General features: G+C 33.1%; 16 protein-coding genes and 1 tRNA gene. 3 read left to right on the top strand and 14 right to left on the bottom strand.

Annotation, left to right across the window (positions count from 1 at the left end; all coding sequences use genetic code 11):
- Positions 1-69: 69 nt before the first annotated feature.
- The 9 genes from AC0J6S_RS06090 to ruvC all read right to left on the bottom strand — a co-directional run bounded on the left by AC0J6S_RS06090 (position 70) and on the right by ruvC (position 9,002).
- Positions 70-1,092, bottom strand: a complete 1,023-nt coding sequence (locus AC0J6S_RS06090) for a sensor histidine kinase (RefSeq protein WP_474955895.1) — start codon at positions 1,090-1,092, stop codon at positions 70-72.
- Positions 1,092-2,225, bottom strand: a complete 1,134-nt coding sequence (locus AC0J6S_RS06085; protein ID WP_474955894.1) for an FIST signal transduction protein — start codon at positions 2,223-2,225, stop codon at positions 1,092-1,094. The genes AC0J6S_RS06090 and AC0J6S_RS06085 overlap by 1 nt, the downstream gene beginning before the upstream one ends.
- 2 nt (positions 2,226-2,227) lie before the next feature.
- Positions 2,228-4,912, bottom strand: a complete 2,685-nt coding sequence (locus AC0J6S_RS06080; protein WP_474955893.1) for a PAS domain S-box protein — start codon at positions 4,910-4,912, stop codon at positions 2,228-2,230.
- Between the two features lie 9 nt (positions 4,913-4,921).
- The gene (locus AC0J6S_RS06075) at positions 4,922-5,464 is read right to left on the bottom strand and encodes a heme NO-binding domain-containing protein (RefSeq protein ID WP_474955892.1); all 543 of its coding nucleotides are present in this window, start codon (positions 5,462-5,464) and stop codon (positions 4,922-4,924) included.
- 4 nt (positions 5,465-5,468) lie between these two features.
- The gene (locus AC0J6S_RS06070) at positions 5,469-5,882 is read right to left on the bottom strand and encodes a response regulator (RefSeq protein ID WP_474955891.1); all 414 of its coding nucleotides are present in this window, start codon (positions 5,880-5,882) and stop codon (positions 5,469-5,471) included.
- Positions 5,883-5,996: 114 nt separating this feature from the next.
- Entirely contained in the window at positions 5,997-6,362 is a 366-nt protein-coding gene (locus AC0J6S_RS06065; RefSeq protein ID WP_474955890.1) for an MmcQ/YjbR family DNA-binding protein, read from the bottom strand.
- 9 nt (positions 6,363-6,371) lie between these two features.
- Positions 6,372-7,169 carry a cyclase family protein gene (locus tag AC0J6S_RS06060; RefSeq protein WP_474955889.1) on the bottom strand — a complete coding sequence of 266 codons (798 nt, stop codon included), beginning with the start codon at positions 7,167-7,169 and terminating at the stop codon, positions 6,372-6,374.
- A gap of 84 nt (positions 7,170-7,253) precedes the next feature.
- Positions 7,254-8,390: a radical SAM family heme chaperone HemW gene (hemW, locus tag AC0J6S_RS06055; protein ID WP_474955888.1), complete on the bottom strand. Its 1,137-nt coding sequence runs from the start codon at positions 8,388-8,390 to the stop codon at positions 7,254-7,256.
- A 57-nt stretch (positions 8,391-8,447) separates the two neighbouring features.
- The gene (ruvC, locus tag AC0J6S_RS06050) at positions 8,448-9,002 is read right to left on the bottom strand and encodes a crossover junction endodeoxyribonuclease RuvC (RefSeq protein ID WP_417994087.1); all 555 of its coding nucleotides are present in this window, start codon (positions 9,000-9,002) and stop codon (positions 8,448-8,450) included.
- 55 nt (positions 9,003-9,057) lie between these two features.
- Here ruvC and AC0J6S_RS06045 point away from each other — a divergent pair, with 55 nt between their 5' ends.
- Positions 9,058-10,020 carry a hypothetical protein gene (locus tag AC0J6S_RS06045; protein WP_474955887.1) on the top strand — a complete coding sequence of 321 codons (963 nt, stop codon included), beginning with the start codon at positions 9,058-9,060 and terminating at the stop codon, positions 10,018-10,020.
- A 6-nt stretch (positions 10,021-10,026) separates the two neighbouring features.
- Complete coding sequence (locus tag AC0J6S_RS06040) at positions 10,027-11,133, top strand: glycosyltransferase family 2 protein (protein WP_474956336.1); 1,107 nt, start codon at positions 10,027-10,029, stop codon at positions 11,131-11,133.
- Here the strand turns inward: AC0J6S_RS06040 and AC0J6S_RS06035 are convergent.
- The 3 genes from AC0J6S_RS06035 to AC0J6S_RS06025 are packed head-to-tail and all read right to left on the bottom strand — an operon-like array spanning position 11,126 to position 12,751.
- Complete coding sequence (locus AC0J6S_RS06035) at positions 11,126-11,839, bottom strand: DUF4184 family protein (protein ID WP_474955886.1); 714 nt, start codon at positions 11,837-11,839, stop codon at positions 11,126-11,128. The genes AC0J6S_RS06040 and AC0J6S_RS06035 overlap by 8 nt on opposite strands.
- Before the next feature lie 3 nt (positions 11,840-11,842).
- Complete coding sequence (locus AC0J6S_RS06030; protein WP_474955885.1) at positions 11,843-12,319, bottom strand: hypothetical protein; 477 nt, start codon at positions 12,317-12,319, stop codon at positions 11,843-11,845.
- Between the two features lie 42 nt (positions 12,320-12,361).
- Complete coding sequence (locus AC0J6S_RS06025) at positions 12,362-12,751, bottom strand: hypothetical protein (RefSeq protein ID WP_474955884.1); 390 nt, start codon at positions 12,749-12,751, stop codon at positions 12,362-12,364.
- A gap of 51 nt (positions 12,752-12,802) precedes the next feature.
- Between AC0J6S_RS06025 and AC0J6S_RS06020 the strand changes: the two genes are divergently transcribed.
- On the top strand, positions 12,803-13,303 hold the full coding sequence (locus tag AC0J6S_RS06020) for a DUF456 domain-containing protein (RefSeq protein WP_474955883.1): 501 nt from the start codon (positions 12,803-12,805) through the stop codon (positions 13,301-13,303).
- Between the two features lie 128 nt (positions 13,304-13,431).
- On the opposite strand, the gene AC0J6S_RS06015 is transcribed toward AC0J6S_RS06020, so the two are convergent.
- Both AC0J6S_RS06015 and AC0J6S_RS06010 read right to left on the bottom strand, forming a co-directional pair.
- A complete protein-coding gene (locus AC0J6S_RS06015; protein WP_474955882.1) occupies positions 13,432-13,680 on the bottom strand; it encodes a GIY-YIG nuclease family protein in 249 nt (82 codons plus the stop codon).
- A gap of 67 nt (positions 13,681-13,747) precedes the next feature.
- Positions 13,748-13,824, bottom strand: a tRNA-Asp gene (locus AC0J6S_RS06010).
- Between the last annotated feature and the right edge of the window lie 156 nt (positions 13,825-13,980).

Raw genomic sequence — 13,980 nt, 5'->3', positions numbered from 1 at the left:
ATTGTTGATTTATAATTTGATCTTTATCAACTTGATTAGAATGACTCATAAACTATTGTTTAAAAGATGTTATTTTGGTAGTGTAAAATAAAAAGTTGTTCCAATATTTTCTTGGCTTTCCAGCCAGATGGTACCATTGTAAAAGTCAATAATCTTTTTCACAATAGAAAGTCCAATGCCTGAAGACGGGTCATTATTTTTTAATTTAGAGAAAATATCAAAAATTCTAGTCTGGTACTGTTCTGGAATACCAATTCCGTTGTCTTTTATATAAAAACTAATTTGCACATCACTTTCTGAATTTCCAATTTCGACTGTAATCTTTTCTTTATCATTGTACTTTATGGCGTTCTGTATTAAGTTTTGAAATAGCTGTTTATACCTAAAGTCATTTCCAAATACTTTGGGCAATTGATTCTTTATAGTAATTTCGACGTGTTCCGAAATATGTATAGTTCTTAAAGTTTCCTTAATCAAAATATTTAAATCAATTATTCTGTCTTGATTTTCTTTATTATCAATAGCAGTATAGTTTAGAATTCCTTTGATTAATAAATCCATTTTCTCCACATTAGAAAGAATTAAATTCAATGATTTCATGTTAGTTTCATTCATCATTGCCTGATTATCTTCAATAAACCAGTTTATCAATGTATCAATGCTTCGCAAGGGTGCTTTTAAATCATGGGAAACCATGTGAGCATATTCATTTAAAACCTGATTTTGTTTTTCAAGATTCAAAAGTAATTCCTCTCTTTGCTTATTGATTTTAACAATTTCTATTGATTGTTTCTTAATATAATCTGACGAATTAAAGGAATCAACATTTGATGTAATTGCTACATCCAGACTCATAGAATTAAGAATAAACTGCAAATTTTTATTGACTTCTTTTAAACTCCCCGCTTCATCTCTTAATTTTTGATTGGCTTCAAAAAGTTCGTCAGAACTAATTTTCATTGCTCTTTGTAATAAGCCTATCTGATTTTCAAAATTGTTATAGGAATCATTAATCGCCGCTAGAAAGATATCTAAATCGTTCAGTCCACCTTTGAGTTTTTTATCTACCTGTCTTTTTAGTAATGAGTTCATTATTCGCTAATTAGGGTTAAAGTCATTGTTTGATTGTGAAGTTCACAAGAACTGCTCCCATTAAAAGGCGCCATCTCTCCGTATGAGTAAAATCCAGTCATTGGAATTTTTTCTCCAATAGTCTCGCGAACATGCTCAACTTCTTCTTCTACTCTTTGGTTCATCACTAGTTTTCTGCCGATACAACTTACCAAGATGGCTAATTCCGGATTGCTTTTACGGTTTTTCATCGCAAATTCAGCTGCAATTTGTGCTCCAGATGCAATTCCGTCTACAGATGCCATCATTAACTGCACTCTTGAGTTCATAGGCACGTCACCCGCTAAAATCATGGACTGATCGTCATTATTAATATTCAAAATAGTTCGAACTACAGGTTCTTTTTTACCTTCAGGAGTTACATTCAAAGGATATAGCAAGGAAGCTTGAGGCAATTCACTAGCTTTTTCTCCCAAGTATTTTTTATATAAATCGAGAGCAGGTTGTCCATCAATTTCATAGAGGATATTTGCCTCTGATTTTGTAATAATTCTTTCTGGTCCAAATGGTATCCAACCTCCAAAACTTGCGTAAGATATCTCTAATGTATCTCCATAAAACCCAATCAAAATCACTTCTCCTTGTCTAGGATTTTCTTTGTACGAAGCAACTGTTTTTTCGAATCGTGCATCATCGCCGCACATTCCGCCAGTTATAGAAACTTCCAGATCAATATCATTTTCTAAACCTTTTATTAAAGAGCTTCCGTTAACAAAACTACCCTCAGACAAAACAAATAAGTGTTTTAAGTTCTGTTTAGGAATTTTATTATATAGCGTTTTGCCTAATGTTTTGGCATCTTTACCGTAGTCTAGAATATTTTGCCGTTCCACTACAAAAGAGCTTTTTTCAAACTCTATTGCTGTCACTGAAATAGAATTATCAAATACGCTACAGCAAAGAATTTCCCCCGCTGTTGAACCAAAAACTAAATGTTCATAGGGAAATTCTTTTCGGACGTTCTCTATTACAGCATCATCCTCCAGAAGGAATCTATTAGCGAATACTAAAACCAACGGATTTTTTAACGTTATTTTTTCTTGTAAATAATTCCAATCTTGACTTTCTACTTTTGAAGCCTGAATAATTTTCATAGTTATTTATTAAGTTTTACAAAAAAGGTTGACCCTTGTCCTAATTCACTTTCGATCCAAATTTTGCCATTGTAGGCTTCAATAATTTTCTTTACAATTGCCAGTCCAAGTCCTGTGGAATGCTCACTTTTAGTATAGGATTGAAAAGTATTAAATACTTTTTCCTGATGCTCTTTTGCTATACCTACACCATTATCTTTAATAGAGATTACATAATGATTATCGTATTCTTCTGAAGCTAGTTCTACATAACCAGGATCACGTTCTATATAATTTACAGCATTACCTATAATATTTTGGAATAATTGCTGAATTCTATAACGGTCTGCCGTGAGTATAGGTAATGTATTTTTTATAGAGATGGTCACATGTTTGGGAATGTGAATTATATCAATGATGCTTTGTATTATTTGATGTGTGTTTACACTTTGTAATATTAAATTTTCTTTGTCGATTTTAGAATATGTCAGTATTCCCTCGATTAAATGATCCATTTTTTCTACTTTATTTTCAATCATAGAAAAATATCCTAAAGTTAACTCACTAAATGCCTTGTCGCTATCTTCTTTTATCCATGAAATTAATGAATGAATACTTCTCAAAGGCGATTTTAAATCATGTGAAACTATTTGAGCATAATCTTCAAGTTCCTTATTTGTTTTTGCTAATCTTGCAACCAATTCTTCTCTCTGAGTTTCTAATAATTTCTTGTTAGATATATTTTCTTCAATAGCAAAATACCGGACTATTTCACCCTTTTTATTATATAAAGCTTGCCCTTGTATTTTTACCCAATATTTCTCGCCCGTTTTTGTATAATTTACAATTTCACAATTAAAGGGTTGACCTTTGCTAATTTGATTTTTTAAGTATCGAATAGTTTCAACATTTGTTTCTGGTCCCTGCAAGAGATGTCCAGGTTTAATTCCTACCACTTCTTCTTTAGTAAAGCCAGACATTCTCTCAAAACTGGAATTCACCCATTCTATTCTGCCTTCTACATCAGAAATTATAACAGCATTAATGTTTTTTTCAGCAATTAAGGATAGTAAATAAAGTTCCTCTTCCTGCTTTTTTTGATCTGTTACATCAAGGTGAATTCCTATGGAACCTGTTGCTTTTCCATTAATATCATAATTAGGCGCACCACTGATTAACCAATGTCTGTCCTCTCCTTTTTTATTTTTTACTTGAACTTCATAAGAATCAGTAATACCATAAGTCCGTAATTTATTTTTAGCGACAATAAGCTCCTTATTTTCTTGATTAAGAAACAAATTTGAAGCGTTTTTTCCAATAAGATCCTCTAAAGAATACCCACTAATTTCACTAAAACTATTATTTACAAAAGTGATGTTTTCGTTTTGATCAACCTCAACCAAGCCTAAATTCATATTGGCAATGATACTGCTATATTTCTCTTTTTCGTTTTGCAATAGTGTTTGATGGTTCTTTTTTAAAGTAATATCAACATAGGATCTAAGATTCCCTTTATAAACGCCATCTCTAAAAATAGGGATATAGCTTCTTTCGAAAAATCTGCCGTCTACAAGCTCTAATTCTTCATTATAAACAGGTTGCTTACTTTCGAATATGCTATTCAATCTTTCCACATATAAATCCGGATTTTTAAAAAAACGTTTTGAATCTTCTACAGAATTAGAGTAATCCATCCCGATTAAAAGATCCGGCTCTTCTTCAAAATCAAACATAGAACAGAATTTTTTATTTACTAATAAAATTCTTCTGTCTTCATCTTCTAAAACAACACCCGTTTGCAGATTCAGAATAAGAAATGAAAGCCTGTCTTCTGATTCAATTAATTTAAAATCAGCATTCTTTTTATCTGTTACATCTTCAATCATTGCAAAATATTGCATTACATTTCCTGCTAAATCCAGAATAGGTTGACCTTTAGTTTTAGTCCAAAAATAACTACCATCTTTTCGTCCATGAATTAATTCTACATTGAATTTTTCCCCTTTTAAAAAGGGAATTATCATCTTTTTTAATTCTTCTTGATTTGTGTAATCACATTTTCCAAGCTGAATAGGTGTATTTCCAAAAACTTCCTCTTTAGAAAAACCTGTCAATTTTAAATAGGCGTCGTTACACCAAAAAATTTCCCCGTCAGGTCTAGTAAAAACAACTCCATTTTCATTAGCACTAGCCACAAGAGAAAGCCTGTTTAATTCCTCCTGATCTCTTTTTAAATCTTTTTTTTGATTATTAATTCTATCCAGCAACTCTTTGAGTTCCTCAGTAGTAATTTCTTGTGTTTTCAGCACATGAAGTAGATCCAATAAAGGATCGTGAAAAGCAAAGTCGTGAAATGTTAATTTTTTTTCTCGAACTTGGTTCATAGAAACAAACCACGGAGAACCTACAAATAAAACAGAATTCTTATATTCTTGAAATTGACCTCTTAAATCAATTGAATCATCTGTTGTCCCTAAAACGACAAGCTGCTCAATAATTGCTTTTAATCCGTCAGTGGTGGAATTTTCAATAAAAGGTCTTTTTACTTCAAAAGCTGAAGCAAAATCATCATTTAATTTGATTGATGGACAAGTTTTAGACAAACTCCTACCCAACCCTTTTATTTTTAAATTAGAATCAATTAGAATATAAAAAGGAAAAAGCTTATTAAAGCTATTCTCATCAAATTGAAATTCTAAGTTTTTCATGCCTTTTTTTTACCAATTTACATAAAAAATTTCATGTGAACTACCCGCGTCTCGAGTTTGAATTAAACTTACCGTTACAGGCGTATGATACATTATTCCTAATCCTTGAATTATCCCTCTAACAAAATCTTGAAGACCTTCCCTTTTTGAAAAATAATGCAAATGAACACTGTTTTCAGTAACATCACTAACTTTGAATTCTGGCGGCGTCAGTTTTGGGTAAATTAGCATTACTCGATTATGAAATAGAGGCAGGTTTATTAAAAATTCTTTCAGATTATTTCCTCCTGCTTCCATCAAACCACCGTACTTCTCTTTTGTCGTTTTTACAACCCACCATTCCCCAAAAGCGATTAATACAGCACTTAATGTCATGTTCATTTCTTCAGAAACTGCCAAGGCTAATTTAAAAGTCAAGTCATCATCATACGGCTCACTACTTATAAAATAATCAACGTCTACTCCACTCCGAAGCTTTATCGCTTCCCATTTATCTTGGCCAAAATTGAAGACAACTAACTCCTCAATTGCCTTATTAACAATCCCGTACATAATCCTAGTTTGTTATTAATTCATTGGCACTCCAATATTCAACTAATTTTGTAATTCTCTTAACATACTCATCATATTTCAATGGTTTAATCAAATAACCAGCAATGCCAATTCTATAGCATTCTAAAACGTCTTTATGATTACCGGATGTTGTCAAAATAATGGCTGGTATATACTTCAAATAATCATCGGATTTTAAAATTCGTAAAAATTCAATTCCGTTAATTTTTGGCATATTTAAATCTAACACAATAATATCAGGAACAGTTTCTTTTTCCTTTAATATTTTAATTGCTTCTTCTCCATTATTAGCCTCTATAATTTTGTGCTTGAGATCTAGGGTGCTTAAAACTCTATTGAATTTCATAACCTCAATCGCATCATCTTCAATTAATAAAATATTTAGTGATTTATTCATCTGTTTTTTATAATGTAATTTTAAAAGTAATAAATTAGAGATGGAATACCCTAATTTTCGGTCAAATAGTAATTTACTATAGTCGAACAACTGATTTCAATCGACGAATGGTTTTCAAGCGCTATAAAGTTCTGATTGCATCTTCTTTGTTAAAGTTTTGAAAACCAACTCATAAGAATGATCAATCAGCTCTCTAATTAAATTATCTGAAACCAATTTATTTACAGCAATTGTATTCCAATGGGTTTTACTCATGTGAAAACCGGGTTGAATGTCATCATATCCCGCTCGTAATTCCTCAGCGCGCTCTGGATCACATTTTAAATTGACTGATGGTTGACCTTTCTCCCACTGACTTAAAGACGATAATGCAAACATTTTTCCGCCCACTTTAAAAACTAAAGTATCTTCATCAAAAGGAAAATGCGCTGTAACTCCTTTTTTGGAAAGACAATATTCGTAGTACGTTTCTAAATTCATTTTGTAAAATTATTTTGATTCCTCATTTACAATAGCATACAAAACAGGCTTGCTCGGACTCGCATCATTCTCAAAAGAGGCGATTTGCAAATTCAACAAATAAGTGCCGTCTTTCACTTCATCTGAAACAAAAATCATCTCGGTAATCGTGCAGTCTAATCGCGCATCATCATTCAAATTATTTACATCGGTAACATTCCAAAAGGCTTTGTGTGCCAATAATTTTCCATCATCTTTTTCTTTATCGACACTTGGCAAATCAATCAATAAATGCTTAGTACCGCTTTCGCGAATGAAACGCGCAGCCTCTTCAGAAAGATATGGCGGATTGGTATTTGAATATTTTAATGATTTTTTTATTTTAAAATTAGGAAGCGTTCTAATGATTAGAGCTTCTTTTGGAACGCCTAACTTTAATGTCACATCGAGCGCATTCAAGATGTTATCCAGTGTAATAACCAAGTCTTCCCCTTGCAATTCCGGCACAACCGAAATCAATTCAGCCAAAAAGAAAAACTGTTTTAACGATTGATTAATACTGTAAAATTCCCGTGTAATATGACCCAGACATTCTGTGTGCGTTCCGTGTCCATGTGGATTGAAGAAAATATTATTAAAGTTTGTCGAGGATTTCCCTTCCGAAACTTTGCCTACCCAATCCCCTAAAACTACGGGTTCTATTACTGGCTTGTCGATATACCAAGCAATTGGATTCTCATCAGTATTCGTCAATGGAATCGAAATATCAATGGGTTTTGATAGGTCGACTTTAATTGTTTGATTGTTATGTTGAACTGTTGCTAACACAAGTTGTTTTTTTATGCTACTCAGACGCTACGACACAAAATTCTTTTCAACTTTGCGTAAAACTTTGCGACTTTTGCGGTTACGTTACTCTTCCAAATTTAAGTAAAATAAGTCTGATGCAATTCCATCCGTCAAAAACTTTCCTTTTGGTGTTGGTTTCAAGATATTATTTTCGATAAAAACTAAATCATCATCAAGGAATTTTTGAGATTGTTTGTTCAAATATTCCAAATATTCACTTCCAAATTCGGTTTTAATTCTATCCAAAGAAACGCCCCAAATCGTTCGCAAACCGGTCATAACATATTCGTTGTAACGGTCCGCTGTCGAAAGGATTTCTATTTCATTGGGCAATTTATCCTCCTGAATGGATTTTATATACAGCGAATTATTCGACACATTCCAACTCCTCGAAATGCCATCATAACTGTGCGCAGAAGGACCAATACCAATGTATTTTTTCCCTAACCAATACGCCGAATTGTTCTTAGAAAAATAGTTTTCTTTGCCAAAATTCGATAATTCGTAATGAATAAAATTATTGGCTTCAAGCGTTTCTACCAAAATAGCAAAATGCTCTTGTGCGACTTCATCTTTAGGAGCTGCAATTTTCCCCGTTTGTATCAGTTTATTCAAAGCGGTTTTTGGTTCTACTGTTAAAGCATAACTAGAAATATGCGGAATCCCAAAAGACAGTGCTGTTTCAATATTTTGTTTCCATTTTTCGTTACTCATTCTGGGAATTCCGTATATCAAATCAAGGGAAATATTGTCGAAATACTTGGTGGCTTCTTCCAAACATTTTTTGGCTTCCGCCGAATTATGAGCTCTATTCATCAATTGCAAATCATCTTCAAAAAAAGATTGAATCCCGATACTTAATCGGTTGATTTTACTTTTAGACAATTTAACTATTCGTTCGCTTGATAAATCATCCGGATTAGCTTCCAATGTAATTTCAGGATTTTCTGAAACAGAATAATTTTTATAAACTTCTGCTATCAGAAAATTAATTTCTTCAGAAGATAAAACACTTGGCGTTCCTCCACCAAAATAAATAGTTTCAACTTGTTCCTTTTCAAACTCGCTTTTGCGCATTTGAATTTCTTTGGCAATAGCCAAAACCATCTCTTCTTTCTTCTTCATCGAAGTTGAAAAATGGAAATCGCAATAATGACACGCCTGCTTGCAAAAAGGGATATGGATGTAGATTCCGCTCATTTATTAGTGGTCAGTGGTCAGTTTTAGTAGTCAGTTCTGCAAACTGAAAACCGACTACTATTTTTTAATTCGTTCTTCATTTTGTTTTACAAAAGCATCCCAACCGGTATAACTTTTGGCACCAACCACTTTCCCAGAATTGAAAAAATGACAAACTGCGGCTGCCAATCCATCAGTTGAATCTAGGTTTTTAGGCAATTCTTTAAGTCCTAAAAGTTGCTGAAGCATTTTAGCAACTTGCTCTTTACTGGCGTTTCCGTTACCGGTAATCGCCATTTTTATTTTCTTGGGTTCATATTCCGTAATCGGAATGTCTCTAGAAAGTCCTGCCGCCATTGCTACACCTTGCGCGCGTCCCAACTTCAGCATTGATTGCACGTTTTTACCAAAGAAAGGTGCTTCGATTGCAATTTCATCAGGATTGTGCGTATCAATTAACTCAATTGTGCGTTCAAAAATGATTTTCAGTTTTTGATAATGATTGTCGTATTTTGACAATTGCAGTTCATTCAGTTGCAAAAACTCCATTTTTTTATTGACAATTTTTATCAATCCAAAACCCATAATCGTCGTTCCTGGGTCAATTCCTAATATGATGCGTTCGTTTGACAAAAGATTTGTTTAAAGTTTAAAGTTCGAAGTTCAAAGTTTTCGTTTCTTTGTAACAATGATTTCAATTCCACACAAAACTAAGCAATTCCTCGTACTTCTAATCAAAGTTTTGATTGTGGGCGGTGCGTTTTATTTTATTTACAATCAATTAGCCCATAACGACAAACTGGATTGGCAGAAATTCATTGTTTTATTCCAAAAAAATCAATCCATTGGCGGAATTGCGTTTATTTTGTTTTTAAGTGTTTTGAATCGGTTTTTTGAAATATTGAAATGGCAGAATTTAGTCGAATTTATCCATAAAATCTCTTTAGGAGAAGCAACTAAACAAGTTCTTGGCGCATTAACCGCGGGACTTTTCACGCCGAATGGAGTTGGCGAATATGCTGGAAAAGCATTATTTTTTGATAAATCAAACACTAAAAAAGTGATTTTCCTGAACTTGATTTGCAACGGAATCCAAATGATATTGACTGTTATTTTTGGAATTTTTGGGTTGTTGTATTTCAATGCGCAGTACAATGTGATTACCACAAAAACGGTAGCGCTGCTTTTTGGCATGCTCCTACTACTTTTCATTATTTTATTTTCAGTCAAAAAAATTACCATCAAAGGCTATTCCATCGAAAAACTGATTTATAAGATTAATGAAATTCCAAAATCCATCCATCAAAAAAATATCTTTTTAGGCATTTGCCGCTATCTGGTATTCTCGCACCAATACTTCTTTTTATTTCTGGCTTTTGATGTTGATTTACCCTATTTCACCTTGATTGCCACCATATCATCCGTTTATTTCTTGGCTTCTTCCTTGCCTACTTTTCAATTTTTGGACTTTGCCGTAAAAGGAAGTGTCGCCGTCTATTTCTTTGGGATTCTTGGCGTTAATGAATGGATTGTGATTTTCATTTCGACTTTAATGTGGTTTTTGAATGTTGTTTTACCTGTAATAATTGGCACTTATTATGTGTTGAATTTTAAAATTCTCTCCAAAGCAGAAGGAAATAAAACGCAATAAAAGATGATGATTACAATTGTTTTAAGCCTCATAATCCTCCTCTATTGCTTAGCGATAATTGCATTGATTTATGGTTTCACCAAAGTAAATTCAATTGAATATTCTGGCTTAAAGCCAAAAACAAAATTCTCCATTATTGTACCTTTCCGGAACGAAGCCGAAAATTTACCGATTCTATTAGAGAGTTTGTCCAAGCTGAATTATCCGATGGAATTGTTTGAATTGATTTTAGTCGATGATGAATCTGAGGAATCATTTAAAATTCCAAATTTAAAGTTTAAAGTTTCAGTCATAAATAACATTCGGGTTACTAATTCACCCAAAAAAAATGCAATAATAACTGCGATGCAAATTGTAACCACGGATTGGATTATCACCACCGATGCCGATTGTGTAATCAATACAAACTGGTTATTGACCTTAGACAATTACATTCAGCTTCACAAAGTTTCAATGATTGCAGGAGCGGTAACGTATGATTGCGGCAATTCATTTCTGCATCATTTCCAGCAGTTGGATTTGGCTAGTTTGCAGGGTGCAACCATTGGGAGTTTTGGTATTAACAAAGGATTTATGTGCAATGGTGCTAACTTTGCATATACCAAATCCTTTTTTCAGGAGCTGAATGGTTTCGAAGGAAACGATGGAATTGCCAGTGGGGATGATGTTTTCTTGTTGCAAAAAGCGATTGTAAAATCCCCTGAAAAAGTGCATTATCTAAAATCTAAGAATAATATTGTCACGACCAAACCAATGAACGATTGGAGATCATTATTTTACCAACGCGTTCGCTGGGCCTCAAAAACGAGTTCGTATCAAAGTAGTTTCGGAAAAGGATTGGGATTGTTAGTTTTTGCTGGGAATCTGAGTTGGCTCTTAATTCTTGGTTCTTGGTTTTTAGGCTTAACTGCTTTTCAAAATGTCTTTTTAGTATGTACCTTCAAGTTCACGGTTGATACCATTTTGATTTATAAAACCAATCAATTTTTAACCAAGGCCAAAGTAAAGTATTTGCTTTTAAGTAGTTTGTTTTATCCTTTTTTTAGCGTAACTGTGGCTTTGTATTCATTGTTTGGAAAATACGAATGGAAAGGGAGAAGCTTTACTAAATAGTTTTTTTATTTCTAAAAATCAATCCCGTCAGAGTAATTGCTAGTATCGTGGGAGAAATAATACTCACAATAGTATTTCCTATTTTCTCCAACTCTGTTCCAAAATAAAATCGGATAGCAATAAAAATTGCTGCAAAAACAATGGACAAAGACCAATAATTAAAATTAATTATTTTGGTAATTTCATTTTTTTCTGGTAGTTTAGAAATATAAAATAAAATCCACAACAAGCCAATTATTGAACTTACATGCTGTGCAATTTTATAAAACGGTATTGAAAAAAATTCTAGATTAAAAAATGGAATTTGTTGTACTATATAACCATCCCAATGCGTCATTGAATCCCATACTATATGTGAAACAGCTCCTAAAAAAAAGGATATCAGAACAGTGAATACAGCACTTTTAAAATAAGATACCCAATTGAACTCCATTAATTCCTGTAGCTTATTTTGAAGAAAAGGTGGCGAATTTTCTATGAGAGGACGTTTTATAATTTCATGAAAGGCAAACATAACTATAATACCCAAGGGAAAATCAATTAGAAATATCCCCAAAAGCGTATGACTAATTTCGCTTTGCATTTTCATTCGGAAAAAATATTCAAAATCAGGAGACATGGAGCCAACAATCAAAGCCGTAGCTGACAATTTTTTATTTTTTAAAAATGGCAAAAGTATGGCTGGATGTGAAAATGTAAATGGCATTACTTACTCTACTTTTAGAATAACCGGAAGAATAAATTGTGTTTTTACTAGAATTCCGCGTTTGATGGCTGGATTAATTTTTGGAAAATCAACCAAACGGGCTTTAAGAATACTGTCAATTTTGATTTTGTCATAGGCAACTGAATCTTTAGAAAATTGAGGCTCAAATTGCATCGTTGCATTAGGGAAGACAGTCACCTTAACTTCGATCGTATCCAGTTCCGGATAGAGAACCGAAAGTGTATCAACACTCAATTTCTCTTGAATCAGTTGCGTTAAAACTTCGAAAAAACATTGTTGACGTTGGGCTTTATTATCAATCTTTTCACAATCTACTACCGATGGGTATTCATCGACTTCTTTCCAGTTAATGGATTTCAATTCCTTTTGCAACAATTCTTTCTCCGAAGGAATCTGCTTGTCAAAGTATTGACAGGAACTAAAAAATAGAAATACTAAAAAGAGGTAATATTGCTTCAAGGCTTTATTTTTGAATTGGTCTAATAATTTATAAAAATACAATTATTTTTTTTGAGATGCTTTCAAAACTAAATAATCTTTGTAGTTTTCAGCAAACCATTTCTTTTTACTTTCGGCAGCAATTTCTTTTTGATCCGGATACAAAGCTGCCAATCGATCTGAGAAAACAGCAATTTGAATTGTGTATGTATAAAATTCCTCTTTTGTAAGTACAATATTTGGATTCGATTTTTTTTCAAAAAACTCAAAAAAAAGCGCATCAAAGTCTTTCAAAGAAAAATTCAATACTTTTATTCTGTTTTCGTTATAGATGGTCTCTTTCAAAAGCATATCATTTCCGCTTACTGTTATCTCTTGAGCATTTACCGACCAAAAAGAAAGAGTAAATAAGAGCGTTGCTGATAATAATTGTTTTAATTTAATTCTGTTCATTAGCTAAAAACATGTTGCTTTTGTGTTTTCAAAATTACTAAAAATAAATTTATGGATATCTTACTTTTAATTCTTGGTTTCGCATGCATTATTACGGGTTTATTTGGCAGTTTTTTACCTGTTGTACCAGGGCCAAGTGTGAGTTGGGTTGGATTAGCATTACTCTATTTCACGAAGGCGGTTCCGGCTAACTATTGGATTTTAGGAATTGCTTTATTGACTACAATTGTTATTTCCGTTTTAGATTACGTGATTCCAGCCAAGGGAACCAAGAGATTTGGCGGTAGCTCGTACGGGATTTGGGGAACAAATATCGGCTTAGTTGTCGGGATTCTTGCTCCAATATCATTTGGCTTCCTCATAGGACCGTTTGTTGGCGCGCTAATAGGTGAGCTTATCTATGACTTTAAAGACCACAATAGGGCTTTGAAGGCGGCTGCAGGTTCCGTTGTGGGGTTTCTGGTTTCTAGTTTCATGAAGTTTGTGATTTGCGTCATGTATTTGGGATTGTTTATGTGGATTGTATGGCAATATAAATCCGAGTTGTTTTAATTCATAAACATACTTAAACAAAAAAAGCTTTTCTTAACAGAAAAGCTTTTTTATTACTTGTCTCGTTTTTGGAACGAGAGGACTCGAACCTGTCTCGTCCCAAAAGACGAGATGACAGGGCATCTGTTCTATTCAACTTGAAAACTGCTTAATAATCTCTCTATCGAAGCAACATTGAGCTTTTTTAATCGTAATTCTTCTTTTAATGCTTCTGTTTTTGTTTCAAACTTTTTGAAATACACCAAAATCCATGGACTTTTTCCAGACGTGTATCGACTTAAATCATTATTGTGTTCAAAAATACGTTTATCAAGATTTTGAGTAAATCCTTTGTAAAATAATCCTTGATGATTTTTTATGATGTAAACAAAATACATATCGATTATTTTTTGAATTTTAAAAAAACAAAAAAAGCTTTTCTGTTAGGAAAAGCTTTTTTATTACTGGCGGTCTGGACGGGACTCGAACCCGCGACCCCATGCGTGACAGGCATGTATTCTAACCAACTGAACTACCAAACCAGTATTTTAATCTATAACATTCTAATCCTTAAACCCAGTTCTGGAATCGAACCCGTCTCGTCCCAAAAGACGAGATGACAGGCATGTATTCTAACCAACTGAACTACCAAACCAGTATTTTAATTGTAAAATTAGTTGATCGCTAAACCTAATTGC

The sequence above is a fragment of the Flavobacterium sp. TS_SC_5 genome (assembly GCF_056156265.1).
The sequence above is the reverse complement of the archived record's forward strand: the minus strand, read 5'-3'. Positions and strand labels throughout refer to the sequence as shown.